At 62.7% G+C, this 24,481-nt stretch carries 19 protein-coding genes and 1 pseudogene; 15 read left to right on the forward strand and 5 right to left on the reverse strand.

Annotated features, from left to right (window positions below; all coding sequences use genetic code 11):
* Positions 1–10 precede the first annotated feature (10 nt).
* From QCE88_RS26550 to QCE88_RS26560, 3 genes are all read right to left on the reverse strand, one after another.
* Positions 11–2,176, reverse strand: coding sequence for a TonB-dependent siderophore receptor (locus tag QCE88_RS26550; protein WP_309907856.1), 2,166 nt, complete (start codon positions 2,174–2,176; stop codon positions 11–13).
* Between the two features lie 72 nt (positions 2,177–2,248).
* A complete protein-coding gene (locus tag QCE88_RS26555; RefSeq protein ID WP_309907857.1) occupies positions 2,249–2,719 on the reverse strand; it encodes a hypothetical protein in 471 nt (156 codons plus the stop codon).
* Between the two features lie 113 nt (positions 2,720–2,832).
* On the reverse strand, positions 2,833–4,734 hold the full coding sequence (locus QCE88_RS26560; RefSeq protein WP_309907858.1) for an AAA family ATPase: 1,902 nt from the start codon (positions 4,732–4,734) through the stop codon (positions 2,833–2,835).
* A gap of 284 nt (positions 4,735–5,018) precedes the next feature.
* Here QCE88_RS26560 and QCE88_RS26565 point away from each other — a divergent pair, with 284 nt between their 5' ends.
* Positions 5,019–6,527: an MDR family MFS transporter gene (locus tag QCE88_RS26565; RefSeq protein WP_309907859.1), complete on the forward strand. Its 1,509-nt coding sequence runs from the start codon at positions 5,019–5,021 to the stop codon at positions 6,525–6,527.
* Between the two features lie 21 nt (positions 6,528–6,548).
* On the opposite strand, the gene QCE88_RS26570 is transcribed toward QCE88_RS26565, so the two are convergent.
* Positions 6,549–6,998 carry an AraC family transcriptional regulator gene (locus QCE88_RS26570; protein ID WP_309907860.1) on the reverse strand — a complete coding sequence of 150 codons (450 nt, stop codon included), beginning with the start codon at positions 6,996–6,998 and terminating at the stop codon, positions 6,549–6,551.
* Positions 6,999–7,042: 44 nt separating this feature from the next.
* On the opposite strand from QCE88_RS26570, the pseudogene QCE88_RS26575 reads away from it, so the two are divergent.
* The 7 genes and pseudogenes from QCE88_RS26575 to QCE88_RS26605 all read left to right on the forward strand — a co-directional run.
* Positions 7,043–7,477, forward strand: a pseudogene (locus QCE88_RS26575) (ATP-binding cassette domain-containing protein); the annotation flags it as partial.
* A gap of 272 nt (positions 7,478–7,749) precedes the next feature.
* A complete protein-coding gene (locus QCE88_RS26580) occupies positions 7,750–8,412 on the forward strand; it encodes a DUF4397 domain-containing protein (protein ID WP_309907861.1) in 663 nt (220 codons plus the stop codon).
* A 560-nt stretch (positions 8,413–8,972) separates the two neighbouring features.
* The gene (locus tag QCE88_RS26585; RefSeq protein WP_309907862.1) at positions 8,973–10,376 is read left to right on the forward strand and encodes an MFS transporter; all 1,404 of its coding nucleotides are present in this window, start codon (positions 8,973–8,975) and stop codon (positions 10,374–10,376) included.
* A 204-nt stretch (positions 10,377–10,580) separates the two neighbouring features.
* Complete coding sequence (locus QCE88_RS26590) at positions 10,581–11,714, forward strand: zinc-binding dehydrogenase (RefSeq protein ID WP_309907863.1); 1,134 nt, start codon at positions 10,581–10,583, stop codon at positions 11,712–11,714.
* A gap of 56 nt (positions 11,715–11,770) precedes the next feature.
* Positions 11,771–13,216 (forward strand): aldehyde dehydrogenase family protein, encoded by a 1,446-nt coding sequence (locus tag QCE88_RS26595; protein ID WP_309907864.1) that lies wholly within the window; start codon positions 11,771–11,773, stop codon positions 13,214–13,216.
* Positions 13,217–13,230: 14 nt separating this feature from the next.
* The gene (locus QCE88_RS26600; RefSeq protein WP_309907865.1) at positions 13,231–14,313 is read left to right on the forward strand and encodes an amidohydrolase family protein; all 1,083 of its coding nucleotides are present in this window, start codon (positions 13,231–13,233) and stop codon (positions 14,311–14,313) included.
* A gap of 40 nt (positions 14,314–14,353) precedes the next feature.
* Positions 14,354–15,676, forward strand: a complete 1,323-nt coding sequence (locus QCE88_RS26605; RefSeq protein WP_309907866.1) for an MFS transporter — start codon at positions 14,354–14,356, stop codon at positions 15,674–15,676.
* A gap of 20 nt (positions 15,677–15,696) precedes the next feature.
* Here the strand turns inward: QCE88_RS26605 and QCE88_RS26610 are convergent, their stop codons facing one another.
* On the reverse strand, positions 15,697–16,449 hold the full coding sequence (locus QCE88_RS26610) for an FCD domain-containing protein (protein ID WP_309907867.1): 753 nt from the start codon (positions 16,447–16,449) through the stop codon (positions 15,697–15,699).
* A gap of 143 nt (positions 16,450–16,592) precedes the next feature.
* Here QCE88_RS26610 and QCE88_RS26615 point away from each other — a divergent pair, with 143 nt between their 5' ends.
* The 7 genes from QCE88_RS26615 to QCE88_RS26645 all read left to right on the forward strand — a co-directional run bounded on the left by QCE88_RS26615 (position 16,593) and on the right by QCE88_RS26645 (position 24,455).
* Positions 16,593–18,026 (forward strand): MmgE/PrpD family protein, encoded by a 1,434-nt coding sequence (locus tag QCE88_RS26615; RefSeq protein ID WP_309907868.1) that lies wholly within the window; start codon positions 16,593–16,595, stop codon positions 18,024–18,026.
* A gap of 138 nt (positions 18,027–18,164) precedes the next feature.
* Entirely contained in the window at positions 18,165–19,460 is a 1,296-nt protein-coding gene (locus QCE88_RS26620) for an acetyl-CoA hydrolase/transferase C-terminal domain-containing protein (RefSeq protein ID WP_309907869.1), read from the forward strand.
* 20 nt (positions 19,461–19,480) lie between these two features.
* Positions 19,481–20,260 (forward strand): enoyl-CoA hydratase-related protein, encoded by a 780-nt coding sequence (locus QCE88_RS26625; protein ID WP_309907870.1) that lies wholly within the window; start codon positions 19,481–19,483, stop codon positions 20,258–20,260.
* The gene (locus QCE88_RS26630) at positions 20,260–21,021 is read left to right on the forward strand and encodes an FCD domain-containing protein (RefSeq protein ID WP_309907871.1); all 762 of its coding nucleotides are present in this window, start codon (positions 20,260–20,262) and stop codon (positions 21,019–21,021) included. Before QCE88_RS26625 ends, QCE88_RS26630 begins: the two co-directional genes overlap by 1 nt.
* A gap of 55 nt (positions 21,022–21,076) precedes the next feature.
* Complete coding sequence (locus tag QCE88_RS26635; RefSeq protein ID WP_309907872.1) at positions 21,077–22,252, forward strand: acyl-CoA dehydrogenase family protein; 1,176 nt, start codon at positions 21,077–21,079, stop codon at positions 22,250–22,252.
* 44 nt (positions 22,253–22,296) lie between these two features.
* Entirely contained in the window at positions 22,297–23,166 is an 870-nt protein-coding gene (locus QCE88_RS26640) for a CoA ester lyase (RefSeq protein WP_309907873.1), read from the forward strand.
* A 56-nt stretch (positions 23,167–23,222) separates the two neighbouring features.
* Positions 23,223–24,455 carry a CoA transferase gene (locus tag QCE88_RS26645; RefSeq protein WP_309907874.1) on the forward strand — a complete coding sequence of 411 codons (1,233 nt, stop codon included), beginning with the start codon at positions 23,223–23,225 and terminating at the stop codon, positions 24,453–24,455.
* Positions 24,456–24,481 lie beyond the last annotated feature (26 nt).

The raw sequence follows: 24,481 nt of genomic DNA on the forward strand, positions 1-24,481 counted from the left end.
CGGAGCCAGTTCAGAACCGGTACGCGACCGTCACCTGCGCCGATAACGGCGGGCTCGGCATCAACGTGTAGTTGAAGGTCGCCGCCGAACCGCCGGTGTAGTACTTGCGGTTGAACAGGTTGAAGACGTTCAGTTGCGTCTTCCACCGGCCTTGTTCGTACGACGCCATGGCATCGGCGCGTACATAGCTGCCGAGCCTGAACGTGTTGGGCAAGGTCGCTTCCCGGGCACCGACGTAATACACGCCGGCGCCAAGCTGCAAGCCCGGCAGCGACTCCAGCCGGTACACGGTCCAGAGACTCGCGCTATGGCGCGGGACATTGCTCAGGACATCGCCGACGGGATAGGTCGTGTCGCTCGTGACGGTCGCGAACGTGTACGCATAGGTGAGGATCGCCTTCCAGCGCGGCGTGATGTTGCCCGCCACATCAAGCTCGATACCCCGGCTCCGCTGCTTGCCCGTCAGCACTTCCAGCAACGGGTTCGTGGGATCGGTGGTGAGGATGTGATTCCGCTCGATGTCGAACAGCGCCAGACTGGCGCTTAGCCGGTCCTTGATGACATCGTGCTTCACGCCCACTTCGAACTGTTCGGCCACTTCCGCGTCGTAGGTCACGTTGCTGCCGCTATGCCCGACGTTCGGCGCATGGCTACGGCTCCAGTCGGCGAACCACGACGTGTTTTCAGTCGCTTGCCACACCAGTCCGATACGCGGCGAGAACGCCGTCTGCTGGCCGTAGCCGGTGGGTTGGCCGGCTTCACCGGCCTGGTTGATGAAGCGGTCGGCCCGCAAGGCGGCCTGGAGCCTGACCGCGCGCGTCAACTCGACCAGATCCTGCACGTACACGCCGTAGTCCTTGCCTTGTCCCTGATGACCGGGCAGCGGATCGCCCGGTGTCAGTCCGGACAGATAGGCCGGATTGAACAGGTCGAGCGACATCGTCGAAACCTGCGAGCCGCCGCTGCCGATCTTCAGATAGCTGTAGTCGACGCCCGCCAGCAGCGCGTGCTTCACGCTCCCGGTGAAGAACTTGCCTGCCAGTTCGGCACGGGCCGAGTACTGGCGGGAGAACTCGTTTGCGCCGCTGTAGACGGAGTAATCGAGCAGATTGCTGGTGGGCGTCGTGCTGTCGGGGAAGGACTGGGTCGAGAGCTGGCGCGCATAGGCGTATTGCCCGGACAGGCGCAGTGTCCAGTTGCTCGACAACGCGTGTTCGAACAATACGGTCTCGGCGAAGGTGTCGTTGCGGCCATAGTCGCCGTCGATGCCCGGATACATGCCGCTGCGCAGCCCGTAGTAGCGGGTGCGAGACAGCGACTGATAGTCGGGCACTGCGGGCACGCCAAAATCGAAGCCATCGCGGTTCAGGTGGTTGTACTCGGTGAGCAGCGTCACCGAGGTGCCGCTGTGGTTGTCCCACGTGATGGCCGGCGCAAAGGACCAGGAGCGATAGCCCGCGTTGTCGCGAAAGGTCGAGTTGCTCTCCGCAGATGCATTCAGGCGCACGCTCAGGTCGTCGTTCAATACGCGGTTCACGTCCACGGTCGAGCGCGCGAGGCCATGCGTTCCCGCCGTCACTCCGATCTCGCCGAAGTTGTCTTGCTCGGGCCGCTTGGAAACGGTGTCGATATAGCCGCCCACCGCGCCGATGCCGCCGTACAGGGCCCCCGCCGGTCCCTTGAAGATCTCCACACGATCGATGTTCTGAACATCGCGGAAGGCGTAATAGCCGTAGTTGCGGAAGCCGTCGCGCAGGCCATTGCTTTCGCTGAAGCCGCGGATGTTGAAGAAGGTGGCGCCATTGCCGCCGTAGCTCGCTTCCGCATGTACGCCGCTGACGTTGTCGGCGATCTGATCGATGCGGGTAACGCCGCGCTCCTGCAGGATCTCCGACGGCACCACCTGGACGGATGCCGGGTAGTCCTTCAAGGGCGTGCCGGTGCGCAGGAGGTTGTCGGCGGTGTCGGGCGCATAGGCGGGCGCGAGCGTATCGCTGACGTGGACGGCGGGCAGGGCGGCGGTATCGTCAACGGATGGCGATGTATCCGCGGCACGCGCCTCGGGTACGCCGACAAGTCCCGCGCACATCATGGCGGCGGCAATTCCGGAGCGGGATGCAATGGACGTGCGCAGGTCCGCGACGCCCGCGTACCGCGGTCGTGGTTCGATGTTCATGGATTCGATTCAGCAAAAGGAATAGTCGGGCTTGCGCGACGCCAGGGGCGCGCGCAGCGAGAAGATTCGATATCAGCTGAACAGAGGAGGCGCCCGCGACATCGGGCGAAGATGGGGTGACGCATGCGTGGGCCGGTGCGTCGGAAGGATGCGCCACCGTTGCGTGACACGCGTCAGCGCAAACAGCACGATCGCGAGCGTCACGCTCACGCAGGCGACGAACAGCGCGGCGCTGAAGGGACACAGGCCGTCGTCCGATGCCATCGGAGCCTGCATCGGTGCGCCGCCGGTTGCGGACATGTGCATGTCGCCGTGCATCATGTCCTCGTCGGACATGTTCATCATTGCGTGGGCGTCGGGCGCGAACATCGGACCGTGCCCGGAACAGATGACAAGCGCGAAATCACCCTGCGCCGCCGATACCGGATCGAGCATCACCGCGCCCGGCAACAGGGCGCGCGCAAGGAGCACGGCGAAAGCGGCCAGCACACTCAGCCGGCTCGCGATTCCGCCCCGCAGGAGGAACCGGCGAAGGGCATTCATGGCGCGCATTTTAACCGGCTGTCTCAAAATTGAGGCGATCGCGCTTCAATAGCGTCAGGGTGCGGCGTCATGCCATACGGGTTGAGTTCAGTGTGAGGCGATAGCGGGCGTCATCAATCGACACGTGCGCATGCCAGGACGCCTTCGCTCTCGCGAATCAACTCATACACATACTCGCCCGGAATCGTCTCCGAGCGGATCAGTGCGTCCGCAACATCGTCCAGAATCGCCTGATGCTGCTTGAGCAACGCGAAGCAGCGCGTATCCATCTCGTTCAGCAACGCGTTGGCCTGAGCGATTGCGCCGTCAAGCTGACGCCCGGCGCTCTCGCGCGGCAGCGCCGCGAGGCTGAACAGATTGCCCTCGCTGCCGAAGCCAAGCCGCGAGACCATTTCCAGACTGATGCGCGACGCCTCCTGCAAATCCTGCGCCGCGCCGCTCGACGCCTCGCCGAATACCAGCAATTCCGCATTGCGCCCGCCGAGCAGCACCATCAATTCCTTTTCGAGTTCGCTGCGGCGGTACAGATGCTTCTCCTGCGGCTTCGTGATGAGCGCCATGCCCAGCGCGCCGCCGCGCGGCAGCACCGTCAGCTCCTCCAGCACGCCCGTGCCCAGCAGCGCCGCGACCACGCCATGCCCCGCCTCGTGCACGCCGACGCGGCGCACCTCGTCGGCATCGAGCGCCTTCTGCGCGCCGCTCACGTCGCCGATACGCACCACCTTGACCGCCTCGCGCAGATGCGCCGCGCCCACCGTGCCCGCGCCCTCCCTGCGCGCGATAAGCCCGGCCTGATTGACGATCATCGCCAGCGAGGCCGGCGACAAGCCGACCGTCAGCCGCGCAAGCTGGGCGCAGTCGATATCCGTCGCACGCGCGGGCATCTTGTCCAGGTAATACTCGAAAATCTTCACGCGATCCGCGACATCCGGCAGACGCACCGGCACGATGCGGTCGAAGCGGCCGGGTCGGCGCAGCGCTTCGTCGATGCTCTCGGGAAAGTTGGTCGCCGCGACGACGATCACGCCGTCGTTCTTGTCGAAGCCGTCCATCTCCGCGAGCAGCTGGTTGATGATGCGGTTGCTCTCGGCATCGGCGGAATCGGACGCGCCGGTCGTGCGGGCGGCGAGGCCATCGGCTTCATCGATGAAGATGATGGCCGGCCCATGCTTGCGCGCCATCTTGAAGAGTTGCTTGACCTTCTGGATGCCGACGCCGTAATACTTCGCGCTGAAATAACTTCCCGTGATGGCGATGAACTGCGCGCCGCATTCGCCCGCGAGCGCCTGCGCCAGCCGCGTCTTGCCGACGCCCGGACCGCCCGTCATCAGCACGCCGCACGGCGGACGAACGCCCAGCTTCGCGAACGAGGCCGGATCGCGCAGATAGGCCCGAATATCTTCGAGCGCGGCCTTGGCCTCGGCGGCGCCGATCACGTCGTCGAAGCTCAGGTGAGTCGGTTCGGTGATGAGCGTGGCATCGCCCTTCATCTCGCGACGCATGTAGCGAACGATCAGGAACAGCAGCAGCACGGACACCAGCATGCTGGCCGAATCGCGGAACACGGCGAGCAGCGTGGCGAAGCCCGCATGCGTGCCGATCGACACATTCGGCAGCCACGCAATCCGGTAGTCCGGCGCGCGGCCGTCCTTCGCCGGATTGAGCAGCAGCGACTGCGAGAACACGGCGAAGCGGTCGGTGACGAAGTAGCGCGCGCCGTCTTTCGTGGAGACGAGAATGGCGTCCACCGTCACGCCGATGGCCGCCACGCGCTGCTCGCGAATGTCCGCGAGCATGCGCGATGCATCCTGTTCGGTGCGCGCCCACGGCAACGGGTCGTCACGCATCGCGCGGACAATGCTCGATGCCTGCAGCGGATCGTCATGCGGCTGCGCGGCGCGGTGCCGCAGCACGGCGCCGCCGATCGCGATCAGCACGGCGATGAACACGGCGACGGCGAAGCGCATCCGCCGTCGGCCCCACCGGGTCCACGGTCCGTTCTTTCCCGGTTTCATCAGCGGTCTTCCTCGATTTCGTATGCGTGCGTCCCTCTCGGGCGGGGACGTGGCGCTCATGCGGCGACGCATGAGCATGGCTGACTCATGGTGTACGCATCGCGCTGGGCTGTCCGTGCGGGTTACCGCTTTGGTTACGCATGGGCGACGTCCAGTAGACTGACGGCCGGGAATCGTTCGTGCTGGCGTCTGGAACAGTTCGACCGCATGAAAACGCATACTGACTCGCAGGCAAAGGCGTTCGAGTTGTTCTCAAACGTTCGCCATTCAACCCTCCTTCACCGATGTCCACCGAAGCAATCGAATCCAACGCAAGCACTCTTTCACTGAACCAGCGCCGGCGCGTGTTCGCGGGCCTCATCCTCGCGATGATCCTGGCGGCGCTCGACCAGAGCATCGTCGCGACCGCGCTGCCCGTCATCGCCGGCGAACTCGGCGGCCTCAATCACCTCACGTGGGTGGTGACGGCGTTCATGCTGACCTCCACCGTCAGCGCGCCGCTCTACGGCAAGCTCTCCGACATGTACGGCCGCAAGCCGTTCTTCGCGCTCAGCATCGGCATCTTCCTCGCGGCTTCGGCGCTGTGCGGCGCCGCACAGTCGATGAACACGCTGATCCTGTTCCGCGCGTTGCAGGGACTGGGCGCGGGCGGTCTGATGACGATGTCGCAGACGCTCGTGGGCAGCATCGTGCCGATGCGCGAGCGCGGCCGCTATCAGGGACTCTTCACCGGCGCGTTCGCCGTGAGCAGCGTGGCGGGACCGCTGCTCGGCGGCTTCATCACGAGCCACGCGTCATGGCGATGGGTGTTCTACATCAACCCGCCCATCGGCGCGCTGTCGCTGGCGCTGGTGCTGATGTCGCTGCCGAAGGTCGAGCGCGGCGGACAGCACGCCGTCGATTACGCGGGCGCGGTGCTGGTCTGCATCGGCACGTCGGCGCTGTTGCTGGTGTTCAACTCGGCGTCGGCGTCGTTCATGTCCGGGCTGCGCCTGCCGCTGGCCTGCGTGCTGGCGCTTGCGTGCTTCGCCGCGCTCTTCGTCGTCGAGCGGCGCGCGCAAGAGCCGATCATCGACCTGAAGCTGTTCGGCAACGTGCCATACGCCACTTGCGTGGCCGCGTCCGGCATCATGGCCTTCGCGATGATGGGCTCGCTCGTGTTCATGCCGCTGTATTTCCAGCTCGTGCTGGGCGAGACGCCTGAGCAATCCGGCGCGATGATGCTGCCGCAAGTCGCGCTGATGCTCATTACTTCCGTGGCGGGCGGGCGCTTTTCTGTCGGCAGCCTGAAGCGCATTGCAACGCTGCTGTCGATCGGCGTGTTCCTGGAATGCCTCGGGCTGGCATCGCTCGCGCTGCTGGCCCATCGCGGCGCCAGCGTGCCGCTGTTTCTCTGCGCGATGGCGGTGCTCGGCGCAGGCATGGGCATCGGCATGCCGAACGCGACCGTCATCGTGCAGAACTCGGTGCCCGAACGCGTGCTCGGCGCAGCAACCGCGACGATGGGTTTCGTGCGCTCGCTCGGGGCGTCGCTGGGGGTGGCGTTGTCGGGCGGCATCATGAGCTTCGTGCTCAAGCGCGAACTCGGCGATCTGCCCGTGACATTCGACACGCAAGCGCTGCTCGATCACGGCTTGGGCGCGATCGCACAGATGAGCGTGGCGCAGCAGGCGCAAGTCGTGGCGGTTTATCGCGGCGCGATTGGCGCGAGTCTGATTGCGGGCGGCATCGTGATGTTCATCGGTTTTTTGCTGGTGCTGAGGCTCGCGCGCAGCAGGCTGCCGCAGCGTTAGCGCCTCCGGCCACGCGCACGCTCACTTGCCCGCGAACTGCTGCGGCGTAGTCCCGAACGCACGCCGGAACATCACCGAAAACGTGCGCGAATCCGCATAGCCCAGATCCTGCGCCACCTGCGCGACCGGCCGCCCAATGGCCAGGCGCGACATCGCTTCCGCCAGCCGCAACTGTTCGCGCCATTGTCCGAAGCTCATGCCCGTTTCCTGACGGAACAGCCGCGCCACGGTGCGCGCACTCGCGCCGATCTGCTCGGCCCAGCGTTCGAGCGTGTCGATGCTCGCGGGCTCCGCGATCAGACGCTCGCAGACCCGGCGCAGCCGCGCGTGCGACGGCAGCGGCAGGCGCACGTTGGGTTTCGCGTCGTCGGCGTCGCCGCGTTCGACGAGCTGCAGAATCAACGGCACCAGCAGCGTCTGGCGGGTGTCGCGGTCGTCGTCGAGCGTGGGGTCGAACTTGAAATAGGCCACATGGAAGCAGCCAAAAATGACCGCATCAGTACGCCTTCAGTCCTGAAGCGAAGCGCGATACATACCGGCAGCTCTTTTCCGTCGTGTTCAGCGATTTTTATCTGTTCGATACATTGCACGGCTTGCGGACCGAACGCATCGACGATGAAGCACGCGCGCTGCTCGACGCGCTTCAGCTCGGGCACAAGGTGAGGATCGAGCACGGCGCGTTTTCGACCCTGGATCTTTCGCAAGGTCAGCGCAGGCGGCTCGCGTTGCTCGTTGCGTATCTCGAAGACCGGCCGTTCTATCTCTTCGACGAATGGGCCGCCGACCAGGACCCGCTGTTCAAGGACGTGTTTTATCGGCAACTGTTGCCGGCCTTGAAGGCGAGGGGGAAGACAGTGGTCGTCATCACGCATGACGACCGGTATTTCCATCTCGCCGATCGAAGCATCAAGCTTGAATCCGGCCGGATTGCGGAAGAGGACTCAGGCTGATCTATCAAGCCATTTCCTCAATCCGCTTTAACTAAAAACAGGAAACCGTAAGCGTTTTTCAGCAGTTAAAACACTCGCGTAAATTTTAAGTGTTTCTAAATCGAACAAAGAATGAACAGCATCATTTCATGTACGGCATTTGTTCATCTTGTTAAAAAACCCGCTAGCTTATATTTTTCTTATAGGCCCGATGTCAATGAATTCGAGGCTCGATTGCTTGAAGAGATCAGTTAGACGTTTATCCTCGCCCGCCCGGGCCATGGGAGCACGACGTGATCAAATACCTTGCAATGTTCCTGGTTTGCGTCGCGTCGATCATCGCGGGGTGCGGCGGTGACGATAACAATTCAGGCAGTACGCATCTCAGGATTCTGCACGCGTCCCCGGATGCACCCAATGTCGATGTTTATATCGACAACGGCCTGGTCCTGTCGAATGTTCCGTATCCCACAGCGTCGAATTACCTGACGATTGTCGCAGGCGCGCATAACATCAAGATCAATGCGGCGGGCACTTCGACTACCGTCATCAACGTTTCGCCCTCGCTTGCAAGGGACAACTTCTACACCGCCATTGCCGCGAATTTCGTAGCAAGCATTCAACCGCTTCTCGCGACCGATGACGCATCGGCACCGCCCGCCGGACAAGCGCGCTTGCGAGTGATTCATGCTGCACCCGACGCGGGCCCGGTGGATGTGCTCGTTAACAATCAGGTTGTGTTGTCGAACGTGCCGTTTGCCGCGATCAGCAACTACCTTTCCGTGGCAGCGGGTACTTACGATGTCAAGGTCAACGTTGCAGGGACCTCGACGACCGCCATCGAAGCCAATCTCGATGTGGCCGCAGGCACGAACTACACCGCAGTGGCGATCGGGTCGGTGAAAACTGCCGCGACGAACCCGCTCGCGCTCAAGGTGCTGGTCGATGGGAAGTGAGCATGCTTTTGCAATACAGGCTCAGGTAAAAAGTATCAACACGCATAACCCCGAGCCGTCTTGCCGGGCAAATAAATACGAAAGCGCCTGTTTCGCCTCTCGCCCTGACTGGACCGCTGTATGAGATTCGTGTCGAACTGCATGGCGATGGCGCTTGCCGAGAACGTGCGCGAGATTGACGCCCCCAGGCGCGCTGACGAGGAAGCAGGGTGTTCCCGGCAAGACGCTGAGCGGCGAGCCATTCGTTCGACGGTGATCACGTACGGCGCATGCACGACGGCTTCCGGTTCTAACTCCCTTAGCAAGTCCGCCCCGCCGCGAATGGCTCTTTGCCACTCGCGGCGTCAGTAAGCGTAAACCCAGACCTCCACACCCTTGACGCGTGAAAAAGCCAGTCCTACTATCCTGTCAAATCATCTAGATTATTTAAGGAATTCAGCCGGGTGTGCGTGGCGAGGAGACATTCAAGCCACCCTGCGGGACGGGCGCCCTGTCGGTCGGGTGGCCATCCATCCATGCATTGCGAACTGACGACAGATCCACCACATAAGGACGGAGCGATGGAGACAGAAGCCGGATCGACAGCGGGACAGAACTTCCTCAAGCCGCAAGACGAGGTGGACACGAGCATCTATCGCAAGGTCGCATGGCGGCTCGTTCCTTTGCTGTTCGTCTGCTACATCGTTTCATACCTGGACCGGATCAATATCGGTGTCGCGAAGCTCCAGATGGCCGGCGACCTGAAGTTCAGCAATGCCATCTACGCATTCGGCGCGAGCATCTTTTTCTGGGGCTATGTCGTTTTCGAAGTGCCCAGTAACTTGCTCTTGCAAAGGATCGGGGCGCGCGTGTGGATCGCCCGGATCATGATTACCTGGGGGTTCTTCTCGGCCGCAGTGGCCTTCGTCGAGCCTATTGCTCATGCGCTCGGGATCGCGCCCGCCACAGCGTTCTACATCCTGCGCTTTCTCCTTGGCGCCTGCGAAGCCGGTTTCTTCCCGGGCGTCGTGCTGTACCTGAGCTACTGGTATTCACCCCGGCGCCAGAGCGAAGTCATCGCCGGCTTCCTGCTGGCACTGCCGCTTGCCACGGTACTGGGCGCTCCGTTCTCGGGCTGGATCCTCGAAGTCTTCAATGGCACATTGGCCTACAAGGGCTGGCAGTGGATGTTCGTGATCGAAGGCGTGCCCGCAATGATCCTGGGCTTCGTCGTGCTCGCTTTCCTCAGCGATATCCCCGAAAGGGTCGACTGGCTTTCCACCTCTGAAAAGCAGCATATCCGGATGCAGGTGACCAACCGCGTCGCTGAGGAGAGGCATCGCTTCAGGGACGCCATTGTCGATGTCCGCATCTGGATCATGTGCGCCATTTATATCCTGTATGGAACGGGCTTTTACGGACTGGCCTTCTGGCTGCCGACGATCATCCACGCATCCGGCGTCGAGAGCACGCTCCGGGTCGGGCTTCTGACAGCCATCCCTTATGCCGTGTCCGCGATCTATATGCTCTGGCATGCGACACATGCACGCAAGACAGGCGAGCGGCGCTTTCACACCGGACTTCCCGTCTTGGTCGGGGGTATTGCGCTGGTGCTGAGTGCATTCTTCTCATCGAACCTGGTCGTTTCGCTGGTGTTTATTTCCATCGCGGTATCGGGGCTCATTGCCGTGATGACCGTCTTCTGGACACTGCCTGCGGGTTTTCTGTCAGGCACGGCCGCGGCGGCGGGGATTGCCATTGTTTCTTCCATTGGCAGCCTGTCGGGAATCCTGGGATCGTTTGTCTCCAGCGTCGCCCTCGACATCACCGGGACCATGAAAAGCGGCACCTACGTGATGGGCGTCTTGATGGTGTTGTCGGGTCTCATCGCACTGGCCGCACCGCGAAGTCTGTATGGCGCAGCCCGCACCGATAGTGCGCTTTCAGCCGAGACCTCTGCACGCGCTGAGCGCCGCACCGTCTGAGGTCTGTCCTTCTGCGCAGCATGGGTAGAAACTGTTGGCGTTTACCCTCTGCGCTCGAAGGTTGACTTTAAGCGGACGCTTCAATAGCATCGAATAAATGATCTAAATGAATTAAATTCTGCTGGCACTCGCTTTGAAGGACTGTGCAACAACCAGCAAGAGCAAGTGCCCCGGCATCCATCGAGACGATCAGGAGACGTATTCATGCGGATGACAGCCGCCGTGATGTACGAACAGGGTTTGCCGATGCCCTACGTTGAAAGTCAGCCGTTCCGGATAGAGGAAGTCGAGTTGCGAAGCCCTGAAGAGGGCGAGGTGCTCGTGGAAGTTCGCGGTGCGGGCCTGTGTCATTCGGACCTCTCTCAGGTTGCCGGCTTGCGCAAGCGGAAGTTGCCCGTGGTGGGCGGCCACGAAGGCGCAGGCATCGTGCGGGAAATCGGGCGCGGCGTGTCGGGGCTCAAGCCGGGCGACCACGTCGTCATGACGAGCGTCGCCGATTGCGGACACTGTCCAGCCTGCGCGCGCAAGCGCCTGGTGCTGTGCGAAAGCGTGGGCATGGCGCGCTCGCAGGGATTTCTTTCGAATGGCCAACTGAGGCTCGCAAGCCTCGATGGCCAGCCGGTCTATCACTACAGCGGGATCTCGTCGTTTGCCCAGTTTGCAATCACGATGCCGAGTTCGCTCATCAAGATCGATCCATCGATTCCGCTCGACGTAGCCGCCATGTTCGGCTGCGCTGTCGTGACGGGTGCAGGCTCGGTGTTCAACTCGGCAAAGGTTGGGCCGGGTGATTACATCGCTGTGTTCGGGCTGGGCGGCGTGGGCCTGAATGCGGTGATGGCGGCCCGGATCGCGGGCGCCTCGATGATCATCGGCATCGATATCAACGAAGGCAAGTTTGGCCTGGCGCGCGAACTCGGATGCACTCATACGTTTTCGGCGAGAGATGAACATCTCGTCGAATCGGTGAGGGAGTTGACGAAGGGCGGTGTCGACTTTGCATTCGAGGTCTCCGGCAATAAAACCGCGATGACCGCAGCCTACGATGTCACCCGCAAGGGCGGAGAGGTCGTGGCTGTCGGTCTCGGCGCAACGGGTGCGATGCACGACTATCCGCATACCGCGCTGGTATCGGAAGAGAAGGTCATTCGCGGATCGTTCATGGGAAGTTGCATTCCTGCCCGCGATATTCCGCTCTACCTGAGGCTCTATCAGGAGGGCAAGCTTCCCGTCGACCGGCTCAGGAGCGGCACCATCAGTTTCGCGCAATTGAACCGCAATCTGGATCTGCTGGAGCACGGCGAAGTCGTGCGGCAGATCCTGCTTCCGAACGGATAGCAGAGAGCAAGACCATTCGGCTCAACTCTTGAAACCACACTGGTTGGAGAATTCGCATGCAGGCAGCTCCGGACGCAGGTCTGACGGTAGGCAAGCTGGGCGCATATATCGACGGAGAACGTCGCAAGTCCAGTGAGTATCAGGACGTGCGTGATCCGTTTCGTGGCGATGTCGTAGGCTCCGTTCCCGTATCGACGATGACCGACTGCGACCACGCTCTCGATGCCGCGCGCAAGGCACGCGGCGCCATGGCATCGATGCCGGGCTACGAGCGCGCGGCCATCCTGCGCCGTGCCGCCGATGCAGCGAGCGCGCGCGCCACGGAGATCGCCAACACGATGTCGCGTGAAAGCGGCAAGGCGTATCGGGACGCGCTCATGGAAACCCTGCGTTCAGCAGACACGCTGCGTCTGTGCGCGGAAGAAGCGGTGCGCATCGAAGGCGAACATGTGCCGATGGATGCCACGGCCATCGGTGCAGGCAAGATGGCCATGACGATGCGCTTTCCGGTGGGCGTCGTCGCCGGGATCACGCCGTTCAATGCGCCGGTCAATCTCGCCGCGCACAAGGTGGGCTCCGCGATTGCCGCGGGCAACACCATCGTCCTGAAGCCATCGCCGAAAGCGCCGCTGGCTGCGTCGCTTTTCATCGATGCATTCCTGGATGCCGGCCTGCCTGCCGGCGCCGTCAACATGATCTACGGCGACTCGATCGCGCCCGCACTGGTCCGCGATTCGCGCGTCGATTTCGTCAGTTTCACCGGATCGATTCCTGTCGGCAAGATCATTCGTGATTCCATCGGCATGAAGCGGCTCGCGCTGGAACTCGGCGGTGTCGGTCCGACCTTCGTTCACGCGGATGCGAATCTGCGCGCGGCCGCGCAGGCGTGCGCGCGCAACGCGGTGCTGCTCGCAGGCCAGAGTTGCATCTCGGTGCAGAACGTCTATGTGCACAGAGAGGTCCACAGCACGTTCGTCGAGCTCGTATGCGAGGAGATGGACGCGATTCGTTTCGGCGACCCGCTCGACCCCGCTACCGAAGTCGGCACGCTGATCGATGAGCACGCTGCAGTGCGCGTGGCGGACGTGATCGACAAATCCGTCGCGGCAGGGGCGAAACGTCTCCGGGGCGGCGAGCGAAAGGGGGCACAGCTCCCGGGCACCATTCTTTCGTCGGTTGACGCGTCGATGCCGATCGTCTGCGAGGAGATCTTCGGGCCGGCCATGACCATCCAGCCGTACGACGACATCGAGCCGATCTTTCATGCGATCAGCGAAAGTCCGTTCGGCCTGCAATGCGGCATCTTCACGAACTCGCTCGATCTTGCGTTATCGGCCTATCGCAAGGTACGCACGGGCGGCGTGATCGTGAACGGTACATCGCGCTGGCGTTCGGACCAGATGCCTTACGGCGGCGTCAAGGAGAGCGGCATGGGACGAGAAGGCCCGAAATACGCGATCCGCGACATGACCGAAGAGCGCCTGTTCGTGCTCAATGCCTGAGCGGAGGGACAATTGTGAACCACGTGACGCCGCCCGCTTTCACTGGTAACCGGATCCGTTCGACGGAAGCGCTGAAGCACTGGCATGCAGGCGCCCAAGCCGAGACCGCGCTCGAACCGGAGCTGCCTATCGTCGATGCGCATCATCATCTTTACGGCGCGGGCACGGATACCTACCGCTATCTGCTCGATGATCTCGCGGCCGATATCGGAGGCGGCCATCGCGTGGTGGGCACGGTGTATGTCGAGGCCTACAAGGCGGGCTGGCGCATGGATGCATCGCCCGAGCTTCAGTCACTCGGCGAGGTCGAGCGTATCGCGGCCCTGAGCGCTGCGCCGCTTGCCACGGCGACGGGTCCATGTCAGGTGGCTGCGGCGATCGTGTCCCACATCGATCTCGCTGCCGGCGACAAGGTGGAAGCGATCATCGAGGCTCATGCAGAAGCGGCGCGCGGCAGACTTCGCGGTGTGCGTCTGCAAGCCACGTTCGCGACGGGCAGAGTGGGACAAGGCATGCTGAGCGCTGGACGCGAGGGCTTTCTGCGCGATCCGGCATTCCGTTCCGGGTATAGGCTGCTGGGAAAGCACGGGCTGGCGTTCGATGCGCTCGTATTTCATACGCAACTCGACGACGTAGCGGACCTTGCCGATGCCTTTCCCGACATACCCATCGTCCTCAATCATGTCGGCATCGCGATCGGCGTCGAGGAGTATCGACATGATCGCCGTGCCGTATTCGCGACGTGGCGAGAAGGCATGCGAAAGCTCGCCGAACGGCCCAACGTAGTGGCGAAGATCGGCGGCATGGGTATGCCGGTCTTCGGCTTCGGTTTCGAGCAGCAATCGCAGCCGGCGAATTCGGAGGCGCTCGCTGAAGCGTGGTCTCCGTATATGCAAACGTGCGTGGAATTTTTTGGATCGGACCGCTGCATGCTCGAGAGCAATTTCCCGGTCGACAAACAATCCTGCTCGTATGTGGCCCTGTGGAACGCGTTCAAACGGGCGACCCGTTCCTTGTCCGCAACAGAGCGGGCAGACCTGTTCCACGGCACGGCATGCCGCGCCTATGGCATCGCCACGCTGCCCGGGCTGAAGTAAAGCCGTCGATCAGACAGACTCGTATGGAAGGGAGACAACGATGACGTCCCACGTGTTGCACGGCGATGGTGCCGCGCTCGAACGAAGCACCGTGACGCGTCTGCGAAGGAATGCAGTCGTTTGCACGATCGTCGGCAATTCGCTCGAATGGTTCGACTTCGCCAGCTACGCCTATCTGGCGACCGTCATCTCGAGCCAGTTCTTTTCCAGCGCGGACCGTGCAACCGCCTTGATTGCTGCGTTCGCGGTGTTCGGCATCGGTTTCATCTCCCGGCCGCTGGGAGCGGTGGTGATTGGCCGGATCGGCGATGTCAAAGGCCGCAAGTTCGCGCTGATGGTCACCATGCCGATGATGGGTCTCGGGACGCTGGTGATCGGGCTGCTGCCCACGTACTGGCAGATCGGTGTGACCGCGCCGCTCTTGCTGGTCTGCTGCCGACTGATCCAGGGATTCTCCGCCGGCGGGGACTCGGGTAACGTGACGACTTACCTGATGGAGTGGGCGCCGTCGAACCGGCGCGGCGTGTACAGCAGCCTGTCGAACATCACGGCTGTCGGCGGCACGGTGGTCGGATCGGGTCTCGCCGCGGCGCTCTCGACCTTGCTGTCACCGGACGCCTTGCAGAGCTGGGGATGGCGCGTACCGTTTCTCATCGGCGGATTGATCATTGCCCCGCTGAGCTACTACCTCAGAACGAAGGTCGACGAGACGCCGGACTTTCTGATCGAGCAGCGAAACGAAGGGACGACCAAGGCGGACGAAGGCGATCGCGCCAGCGTGTGGATCGGCGGACTTCAAACCCTGGGCATCTCCGGATGCTGGTTTGTCACGCACTATGTCTTCCTGGTCTATGCACCCGCATTCATCATCCTGCATGGCCGCATTCACGGTGCCGCGCCGCTCTGGTTTGCGACAGGCGGGCTCTTCATGCTGATGGTCGGTGCGTTCATAGCGGCGAGGCTGTCAGACAGTCTCGGCCGCAAGCCGCTGATCCTGGCCGGCGCAATCGGCTTCATGGTGTTTGCGTATCCGTCGTTCGTGATCTTCCGCAACAGCGACTCGTACTGGCTGGTGGGACTGACATTGTTCACCGACGGAAGCCTCGTCGGCATCTTCGCGGGCGTCTGCACGGCGGCGATGGCCGAGTTGTTTCCAACACGTCTTCGCACGACCGGTGTGTCGATCGGATACGGCCTTTCCGTGGCAATTTTCGGCGGCTTTGCCTCGGTTATCGCGGAGTATCTGATCCGGCTGACCGGATACGAACTCGCACCGAGCTTCTACGTGATCGGCGCGGCGGTGCTCAGCTTCCTGACGACGCTCACGCTCAAGGAAACGGCGCACCTGCCGCTCAAACGATGATGCAGGCCACTTCCAGGTCTTCAACGTCCGCTGTGACGATCACGCACGGTCGTGGGCTTCTTGAGCAGATGCTTGTAGTGATCGCGCACGAGATGCTCCAGTGCGCCGACATGCTCGGACATCGCCTCCGCGGCCGCGCCGGCATCGCGCCCCCGGCACGCTGCAAGGATGCGTTCATGCGCGGCGATCACGTGCCGCCGGTTGCCGAACGTATAGCGAACGCCATGATGCTCGCCGTGGGCAAGCAGGCTGATGGTTCCCCAGAAGGTTTCGAGCACCTTGTTGCCGCTCGCCCGGGCGATCACGCTATGGAACGTTCGGTTCTCAGTAACGAATTCCTCTTGTTGCTCGCAGCCGGTTTTCATCCGGTCGATGGACGCCTCGAGTGCGTCGAAGTCTTCGTCGGTGCCGTGTTGTGCTGCTTCGGCGGCAAGCGCCGGCTCAATCACTTCGCGCGCTTTCAGGACGGCAAGAAACGGCACGCCGTTGAAGCGCAGATAAATGGACAGATACTCGGCGAGCATGTCGAGGCTGGGACGCCGCACGACAAGTCCGCCGCCGGGGCCGGGGCGCTGTTCCAGCACGCCTTGCGCTTCGAGAATACGCACGCTCTCGCGAAGCGTGGGACGGCTCACGTCGTACTGGCTGAGAAGATCGGCTTCAGTCGCGAACGTCTGGCCAGGTTCCAGATTGGACTCGGCAATCTTCGCAAGAAGCTCTTGCGCGATGGTTTGCGATTTGCCGAGGTAAGAGGCGGACGGACGCGTGCTCATATCATGGGTACGGTCGAAGCGTGCACGAGGCGTGCTTGCGATCCGTTAAATAATCTAAATAGTTTGATGATAGTGGGCGGTGCGAAGCCGTGTCAACTCGGAGAGAATTCCGCCGACACCGCCGCCATCGCAGGGAGATCGACATGCAGGATGTGAACGTGCAATTCGATGCTGTCAGCACCGAGGATCTCGGCGAGATCTTCGCGCGTTTCGCCTGTGAACTGGAGTTCGCGTCGTTGAGCGCTGAAGTCGTCGCTCATGCAAAGAACAATGTCTTCGACACGCTGGTGTGCGCGGTAGCCGGGTCCACCGCCCGCGGCATTGCCGATCTGAGAGCGCTCGCGGTGGAGTGGGCGGGCACCTCCCAGGCCAGCACTTTTGTCTTCGGCGACCGCATCCCTGCGCATCATGCGGCCTGGGTGAATGGCGCGATGGCTCACGCGCGCGACTATGACGACACGCACGATGGCGCCGTGCTGCACGCCGGCGTCTCGGTGGTTCCGGCGGCACTGGCTGCGGCGGAACTCGTCGCCGACGTGTCGGGAAAAGAGTTCCTCACCGCAGTCGTCGCGGGCCTCGAAACCATCTGCCGCCTGGGTGTGGCGACAACCATCGGCATCGTGGAAAGCGGGTATATGTACACGTCGCTGTTTGGCTACTTCGCGGCCACGATAGCGGCTGGCCGCGTCATGGGTCTGACCCGGGTCGAGATGATCAATGCACTCGGGATCGTCTATTCGCAAGTGGCGGGCAATCATCAGGTCACGCGCGACGGCGCCCTCACGAAACGCATGCAACCGGGCTTCGCGGCCAAGGCGGCGGTCGTGTCCGTACAGATGGCGAAGCGCGGCATTCGCGGCACCCACGCGACCTTCGACGGTCTCGATGGATTCTTGCGCGTCTACTTGCGTGACCGCTTCGATCGCGACGTTGCCTGCGATGCATTGGGCCAGCGCTTCGAAATGAGCCGGCTGAGTTACAAGCCTTATCCGTGCTGCCGCTTCAATCACACGCCGATCGAAGCAGCCCTGACGCTGCGTGCATCCAGCGGACTCGACTGGCGGCAGATCAGGCGCATCCGCGTGGGCGTGACGCGGCAGGCGTTCGAAGCGGTCTGCACGCCCATCGACGTGCGCAGGCGTCCCGTGACGCTGGTTCATGCGCAGTTCAGCATTCCATACACGGTCGCGGCGGCATGGGTGGATGGCCGCGTCGGACTCGGGCATTTCACGGATGAAGCGATCGTGCGCGACGATATCCTGAGCCTGGCCAACAAGGTCGAGCCCTACGTGGATGAGGCGATCGAGCGGGAATGGAGCCGCAACATTTCTCCGGCGGCGCTGGAGGTCGAATCGATGGACGGCCTCAAGTTGAGTGAGCGCGTCAACGTGCCGCTCGGTCATCCGGATCGACCCATGACCGACGCCGTCATCGCAGCCAAGGCGACCGATTGTTTCGCCGCTTCAGCGTTGCAGTCTGGCGAGCAGGCCGCGCAGGATCTGCGCAATGCGGTCCACCAACTCGATCACGCGAGCGATGTCCGCAATCTCGTGCGAGCCATCGTGATGGACGACTGAGAAGTCTTGACAGCATGAGGCCGGCTCAATACGATCGAAATAAATGATCTAAATGAATTATCGAGCAAGCGACAAAAGAGAACGCAGGCATGCAATGCATCGCCTCCATGTGACCATCAAGATCGGAAGAACGACGCGATGACCCGAACCGTTGCACTTGACCAGTTGCACTACGCTGACTTCCTGCGCCCGCACGACGTCGTAGGTTGGCCGCAGGGGCCCGGCGAGCCGCTCGCGCTGACACGGAGACTCATCGAGCAGCGAGACGGGCTGGTGCGTCCGACGCTTCTGTTCGGCATGACGACCTCTGATACCTTGCGTCCCGAACTGGCTTCGCACTTCGGGCTTCGCGCGCTGAACGGCGCGGGCAACAACCGCCGGGTCACGCATCTGGCCGAGATCGTTCCGTGTCACATCAGCTCGATCCCGGGCCTGTTCGACGAGCGTCTGCTCAAGATCGACGTCGCGCTGGTTCAAGTGCGTCCGATGCCGGACGGCCGCTATACGTTCGGTGTGATCTCCGATTTTCCGGAGGCAATGGTGCGCGCCGCGCGCGTCGTGATCGCGCTCCTGAATCCGTCGTTACCCGCGACGAGCGGCGACGCCTGCATCGATGCGGAACATATCGATCTGCTGGTGGACAGCGACGATGCCATGATCGACATGCCTGACCCGGTGCCTACCGCAACGGAGCGCGCGGTCGCGCAACGGGTCGCGAGCCTCATCCCCGACCGTGCGACGGTGCAACTCGGCATCGGCACCATGCCCACGGCGGTCGCGCATGCGCTCGATCAGCATCGCGAGCTTGGCGTACATAGCGGGGTGGTGTCGGATTCGCTCGTCGAACTCGTCGAGCGGGGCGTCGTGACCAATGCATACAAGACGCTGGATGCCGGACGGTGCGTCACGGGTGGGCTGTTCGGCACCCGACGCCTGCGCGACTTCGCTCACGCAAGCGGTCTCGTATCGATGCGCAACGCGCGCTACACACACGACCTGACGGTGACGTCGAAGCTCGCGAATTACTACACGATCAATGCAGCCGTCGAAGTCGATCTCAGTGGACAAGTGAACGCCGAGGTGGCGGGAAGCCGCTATCTCGGCGCGGTCGGCGGACAGGTCGACTTCGTGCGGGCGGGCGTGGCATCGCGCGGCGGACGGTCGATCATGGCGTTCCCTTCCGTGACGCCAGACGGCGCCCATTCGCGGATCACGGCTTCGCTGCGCGGTCATCCGGTCACGACGGCACGCAGCGATGTCGACATGGTCGTGACGGAATTCGGCATGGCCGAATTGCGCGGCGGCTCGCTCAACGAACGCGCACGGCGTCTCATCGCGATTGCCCATCCGGACCATCAGGAGCGGCTCGAGCGCGAGTTCGCGGAGGGCAACGGGCAGCGCACGGTGAAGCGCGAAACGCAAGTGACAGGCTGAAGAACAGGAGACGGCAGATCATGGAAAGCAGCGTGATTCTCACCGAGATCGAACCGGGATTATTCGAAATCCGTTTCGATCGCGCAGAGCGAATGAATGCGTTGAGTGTCGCGATGGTCAACGAGCTGAAGCACGCAGTCGACGAAGTAACACGGCGAAGCGGCCGTGTGCTGCTCATTCGCGGTTCGGGACGGGCCTTCTGCGCAGGCGCCGATCTGAAAGAGCGCAAGGGCATGGACCTCGAAGCACGGATGGCCCACAACGCGGGCATTCGCGAGGCGCTGCTCGCTATCGAGAACGCGCGCTTCGTGACGATCGCCGTGTTGAATGGAACGGCACTCGGCGGCGGCCTCGAACTCGCTCTTGCGTGCGATCTGCGCATTGCATCGACGGGCGTATCGGTCGGGCTGACCGAGAGCCGGGTAGGGGCGTTTCCGGGCGCGGGCGGGACACAACGTCTGCCACGCATCGTAGGACGCAGCCGTGCCTTGCACATGATGCTGCTGGGCGAACCGGTGACGAGCGAGTACGCCTTGTCCATCGGTCTCGTCAACGAGTTGACGGCTCCCGAAGAACTCGACGCACGCGCGCGCGAGATGGGCGCTCTGTTGCTGACGCGCTCGGCGCCCGCGCTGGCCGAGATCAAGCGTCTCGTGGCGCAAGGCATGGAGATGCCGCTGGACGACGCACTGATGCTGGAAACCGCGGCGCTGCCGGCCATCCTGGCTTCCGCCGATTATGCCGAGGGGCTCGCCGCCTTCGAGCAGAAGCGTGCGCCGCGATTCGTGGAGCCGGCCTGATGAACACACGCAACGCTGCCTATCGAGGCAAATCGCAAGTCATCGCGCTGGACATCCTGCATCGGATTGCGGAGTCATCGCTTGCGCCGGGCGCCACATTCGCCACGGAGAGCGATCTGCTCGAAGACTATGCAGTCAGCCGGCCCACGCTGAGAGAGAGCCTGCGCATTCTCGAATCGCAGGGCGTGCTCATGCAGAAACCCGGTCCGGGCGGCGGCCTGATGGTGCAGAAGCCCACGCTCGACACCTTCGCGCGCAACCTGTCGATCTTCCTGCGCTTTCACGAAGTGCCGTTCGTCGATGTGCTTCACGCGCGCGAAGCCATCGAGCCGGCGCTCGCGGCACAAGCCGCGGCTCATGGATGCAAAGCCGACTTCGACGCGCTGGCCCAGTCGATCGAACGGATGCGATCCGGTTGCACGAGCAACCAGGCATTCGTCGCAGAAAACCGCTTGTTTCATGGGGCGATCGCGCATGCCAGCGGCGATACCGTGCTGGAGACCTTCTGGGGTGCAATCAGCCTGCTCGCGGATGGCGAACTGCACGGCGTGCGTTACACCGAGGCCAATCGCGAGCATGTGATCGTCGCCCACACGGCGATCCTGGACGCGTTGCGCGAGCGCGATGCGGCCCGCGCCGCCGCCGCGATGTCGGAGCATGTGGGCGAACTCGAACACCTGGTGCGCCACCACTACGAGCACATGTTCAAGGGCGTCACACGCCTGCATCACCAGGGCTTTCGACGTATCGAACCCGCCTAGCCGGATCGTCACACCTTCAACGGCCGCATGAGCGGCTTCCAACAGGAAAGATTGTATGAGCGATATGAAACTCCAACTCTCCGCCGAGCAGCGCGCGCTTGTCGGCACCGTTCGAGAACTGGCCAGAGATCGTTTTCGCGGTCGCGCGAGCCGCTGGCTGGATGGCACTTTTCCGTGGGAGAACCTTCGTGAACTCGCGGAGATCGGCGTGCTCGGCATGTCGATTCCGGAGGAATACGGCGGCTCCGATCTCTCCGTGTTCGACACGGCGCTCGTGCTCGAGGAAGTATCGAAGGTCTGCTACTCGACGGCGATGGCATTGATGGGCGAGGTGGGCGTGCAGGTGCGCGTCATCTCGACCTACGCGCCTGAACACATGAAGCGCGACATTCTTCCCAAGGTCTGTTCGGGCGATGCCATGCTGGCTGTCTGCATGACCGAGCCGCATGCAGGAACGGATGTGCCGAACTATCGCACCAATACGACCATCAAGGGCGACCGGGCCATCGTGAAGGGCACCAAGACGCTCATCAGCCGGGCCGACGAGGCCGAGTGGTTCGTGGTCTTCAGCCGCATCAACGGAACGCAGGGGCGGGAGGGCATCGGATGCGTGCTCGTCAACCGCAACACGAAGGGCTTCAGCGTGACGGCCCGCTATCACACGATGGGCGGTGAGAATCTCGCCGAGATCCAGTTTGACGAATGCGAAGTCCCGGTCGAGAACGTCATTCTGGGAGAGGGCGGTTTCAAGAAACTGCTCTCTGCGTTCAACACGCAGCGTTGCCTCAACCCGAGCGTATCGCTCGGTCTTGCGGAAGGCGCATTCGAGGAAGCGATCAAGTACGTGCGCGACCGGACCATCTTCGGCAAGACCGTTGGGGAGTTCCAGGGGATTCGCTGGAAGCTCGCCGAGATGTATCGCGACATCGAGGCAGGTCGAAGCCTGTTGTATCGCGCGTGCCTGACGGCCAATCCGTTTCCCGATCCGCACGAAGCGGCCATCGCGAAGATGTTCGTCAACGAGATGGCGATCCGCGTAACGAGCGAGGCGCTCCAGGTGCACGGCGGCTATGGCTTCACCGACGAATATCCGGTTTCGCGCTTCTATCGTGGGGCCCGCTACGGCACGCTCGGCGGCGGCGCGACCGAAACGCTCAAGGATCTTGTCGGCAAGAAACTGCTCGCCGATTTCGATCCGGTCGACGGTTTTCTCGGCCTGGGTACGTTCTAGCAAGCGGGGACGCCGTCCACCTATCGCAGCAAGGAGAGCACGTCATGCGGTCATTTCTTTTCGTACCGGGGCACGACAGCCGCAAGCTGCTGAAAGCGCTCGACAGCGGGGCGGATGCGTTGATTCTCGATCTGGAAGACGCCGTGCCCGAACATGAAAAAGCCGGGGCGCGTGCGTTGTGCGCCGAGTTCGTCCGCGAGTATCGTGAACGATTGCCCCTGTTCGTGCGCGTCAACGCGCTGGACAGTGGCCTTCTTCCCGGCGACATGGCGGCAGTCGTGCAAGCGCGACCGTTCGGGCTCGTCGTGCCGAAGTGCGAGGACAACGGCATGCTGGAGCGCGTTGGTCACTATCTGACGGCGCTGGAAGCGCGCGACGGTCTGCTGCCGGGAGAAGTCAGGCTCTTGCCGATCGTGACCGAGACCGCCGCTTCCATGACCGGCATCGCAAGCTACGCGCAAGCGCGGCACGAGCGGCTCTTCGGCATGTTGTGGGGCGCGGAAGATTTGTCGGCGGACACTGGGGCACGCGCGAGCCGTCGTCACGATGGCGCCTATGCCGCGCCCTTCGAACTGGCCCGAAGCCTTTGTCTGTTCGGAGCGGTGGCGGCGAAGGCCAATCCCATCGATGCAGTGTTCACCGATTTCCGCGACCATGAGGGTCTGGCGCGCGAATGCGAGCACGCCGCGCGCGATGGCTTCACCGGCAAGGCCGCGATTCACCCGGCGCAGATCGAAGTCATCAACCAGTGGTTCACGCCATCCGTCGACGAGGTCGAGCGCGCGCAACGCATCGTCGAGGCGTTCCGGCAGGCGCCGCAAGCGGGCGCGATCTCGCTCGACGGCAAGATGCTCGATCGCCCGCATCTGCGCGGCGCGGAGCGTCTGCTTGCGCGTGCAGGCCGGAGCGAATGACACAGCGGCCGTCGCTGCCATGACAATCGGGAACGGACCTCGAATCAGGAGACACCATGAGTACCCAGATGCATGCCGGATATCCGCTGTCGGGTATCACCGTGATCGACCTTTCGCACGTGTACAACGGCCCTTACGCGACCTTCCTGATGGCCATGGCCGGCGCGACCGTGATCAAGGTCGAGCCGTTCACCGGCGAACATCTTCGCAGCCGGGGCGACATGGGCGGTTCGGCGTTGCCGTTCGCGATGCTCAATTCCAACAAGAAGCCCGTGACCCTCAACCTGAAGTCCGAGCAGGGCAAGGACCTGCTCAGGGAGATGGTTTCGCGTGCCGATATCCTCATCGAAAATTTCGCGCCGGGCGTGATGGACCGGCTCGGTGTCGGCGCTAAGGCGTTGCATGAAGTCAATCCCCGGCTGATTTATGGGTCCAGCTCGGGCTACGGCAAGACCGGGCCATACAAGGACTTCCCGGCGATGGATCTCGTCATGCAGGCCATGTGCGGGGTGATTGATTCGACGGGTCATCCCGATCAGCCGCCGGTCAAGGCCGGCGCCGCCATCTGCGATTTCATGGCGGGCATTCATCTCTATGCTGCCGTCATGACCGCGCTTTACGAGCGCGAGAGAACCGGGACGGGACGCGTCGTCGAAGTCTCGATGCAGGATGCGACCTATGCGTCGCTCGCGTCCAACCTCGGCATGCTGCACGCGCGGGGCGATCAGGCGCCTGCGCGAACCGGCAACCGGCACGGCGGACTCGGCATCTCGCCCTATAACGTGTATGCGACCACGGACGGCTATGTCGTGCTCAACGCGCCGGGCGATCATCATTTTCGCGCGATCCTCGATGTGATGGGCAAGGGCAACCTGAAGGACGATCCCCGTTTCCTCACGCGTTCGAGCCGCGTGGAGAACTTTGCCGCTGTCGATGAACTCATCGAAACGTGGACGGCTACGCTCAGCAAGGAAGAGATCGCTACGCGCATGCTGGAGGCGAAGGTGCCGTGCGCGCCGGTTCGATCGCTCAAGGAAGTCATGCAGGATCGCAACATGCACGAACGCGGCAGTCTGCAATGGGTCGATCATCCGCATCTCGGCCGTGTCGTGCTTCCGCATTCGCCATTGGTCTTCGAAGGTGTCGAGCGGCTCGCTATCGAACCGAGCTTGCCGCTCGGCGGCAGCAACGAAGAAGTCTTCGGCGCATGGCTAGGGCATTCCGACGCGGAGCTCAGGGAATTCGAATCTTCAGGGATCATCGGACCCCGGCCCGATCCGACGCCCTGACGCGTTCTCAGCCATTCGAGGAGACT

This window comes from Caballeronia sp. LZ035, from assembly GCF_031451175.1.
Taxonomy (GTDB): domain Bacteria; phylum Pseudomonadota; class Gammaproteobacteria; order Burkholderiales; family Burkholderiaceae; genus Caballeronia.

Bases quoted from the DNA above. Each gene is read 5' to 3' on its own strand.
- QCE88_RS26605 (WP_309907866.1), top strand. From the start codon at position 14,354: ATGACGTCCCACGTGTTGCACGGCGATGGTGCCGCGCTCGAACGAAGC.
- QCE88_RS26565 (WP_309907859.1), top strand. From the start codon at position 5,019: ATGTCCACCGAAGCAATCGAATCCAACGCAAGCACTCTTTCACTGAAC.
- QCE88_RS26560 (WP_309907858.1), bottom strand. From the start codon at position 4,734: ATGAAACCGGGAAAGAACGGACCGTGGACCCGGTGGGGCCGACGGCGG.
- QCE88_RS26550 (WP_309907856.1), bottom strand. From the start codon at position 2,176: ATGAACATCGAACCACGACCGCGGTACGCGGGCGTCGCGGACCTGCGC.
- QCE88_RS26585 (WP_309907862.1), top strand. From the start codon at position 8,973: ATGGAGACAGAAGCCGGATCGACAGCGGGACAGAACTTCCTCAAGCCG.
- QCE88_RS26615 (WP_309907868.1), top strand. From the start codon at position 16,593: ATGCAGGATGTGAACGTGCAATTCGATGCTGTCAGCACCGAGGATCTC.
- QCE88_RS26625 (WP_309907870.1), top strand. From the start codon at position 19,481: ATGGAAAGCAGCGTGATTCTCACCGAGATCGAACCGGGATTATTCGAA.
- QCE88_RS26635 (WP_309907872.1), top strand. From the start codon at position 21,077: ATGAGCGATATGAAACTCCAACTCTCCGCCGAGCAGCGCGCGCTTGTC.
- QCE88_RS26555 (WP_309907857.1), bottom strand. From the start codon at position 2,719: ATGAATGCCCTTCGCCGGTTCCTCCTGCGGGGCGGAATCGCGAGCCGG.
- QCE88_RS26610 (WP_309907867.1), bottom strand. From the start codon at position 16,449: ATGAGCACGCGTCCGTCCGCCTCTTACCTCGGCAAATCGCAAACCATC.
- QCE88_RS26620 (WP_309907869.1), top strand. From the start codon at position 18,165: ATGACCCGAACCGTTGCACTTGACCAGTTGCACTACGCTGACTTCCTG.
- QCE88_RS26630 (WP_309907871.1), top strand. From the start codon at position 20,260: ATGAACACACGCAACGCTGCCTATCGAGGCAAATCGCAAGTCATCGCG.
- QCE88_RS26590 (WP_309907863.1), top strand. From the start codon at position 10,581: ATGCGGATGACAGCCGCCGTGATGTACGAACAGGGTTTGCCGATGCCC.
- QCE88_RS26640 (WP_309907873.1), top strand. From the start codon at position 22,297: ATGCGGTCATTTCTTTTCGTACCGGGGCACGACAGCCGCAAGCTGCTG.
- QCE88_RS26595 (WP_309907864.1), top strand. From the start codon at position 11,771: ATGCAGGCAGCTCCGGACGCAGGTCTGACGGTAGGCAAGCTGGGCGCA.
- QCE88_RS26645 (WP_309907874.1), top strand. From the start codon at position 23,223: ATGAGTACCCAGATGCATGCCGGATATCCGCTGTCGGGTATCACCGTG.